General features: G+C 76.1%; 2 protein-coding genes. Both read left to right on the top strand.

Going from position 1 to position 678, the window contains the following annotated elements; genetic code table 11:
• Positions 1 to 203, top strand: a 203-nt coding sequence (locus tag OZN99_RS32965) for a hypothetical protein (RefSeq protein ID WP_270939381.1), incomplete at its 5' end; no start/stop codon positions are given.
• 31 nt (positions 204 to 234) lie between these two features.
• A partial coding sequence (locus tag OZN99_RS32960) for an MFS transporter (protein WP_270939380.1) occupies positions 235 to 678 on the top strand: 444 nt, incomplete at its 3' end.

Here is a 678-nt window from a genome sequence, read left to right as displayed (position 1 = left end):
TGGTCGGCGAGGAGCCGCCGCTGCTGCTGGCCGCCGCGCTGGCCCAGCGCGGCGCGCGGCGGGAAGCGCTGGCCTGCCTGCTGAACCGCATGCCCGGCACGCTCGGCTACGCGGCGATGGCCGCCGCGATCGGCCTGGGCTGCGGGTTCCGCGCCGCCAGGCTGCGCTTTGCCGATCCCTGGGACGCGCCGAACGCCGCATGACAGGCCAGGCGCCGCCGCCACATGGTGGCGCATGGACCGACGCATCTGGCTGCTGACCTGGGCGCAGTTCGCCTCCGCCACCGGCGCCTATGCCTTCACCGGCATGCTGGCGCCGCTGGCCGCGGATCTCGGCGTCTCGCTCGCCACCGCGGGGCAACTCGCCGCGGCCTATGCGATCACCTACGCCATCGCCGGCGCGCCGGCGGCGGCGCTGACCGCGCGCTGGGACCGGCGCGACCTGCTGGTGCTCGGCCTGGCGCTGGTCGGCGCGCTGAACCTGGCGACGGCCTTCGCGCCGGACTTCGCCACGGCGCTGGCGCTGCGGGTGGCGACCGGGCTGGCGGTGACGGTCGTCTTGCCGGGCGTCGCGGCCTCCATGATCGCGCCGCCGCAGCAGCGGGCGAAGGCGATGGCGACGGTATTGGCCGGGCTCACCCTCGCCTTCTCCTTCGGCATCCCGCTGGGGTCGGCGATC

The organism is Falsiroseomonas oryzae (assembly GCF_027856955.1).
Taxonomy (GTDB): Bacteria; Pseudomonadota; Alphaproteobacteria; order Acetobacterales; family Acetobacteraceae; genus Falsiroseomonas; species Falsiroseomonas oryzae.
The sequence above is the reverse complement of the archived record's forward strand: the minus strand, read 5'-3'. Positions and strand labels throughout refer to the sequence as shown.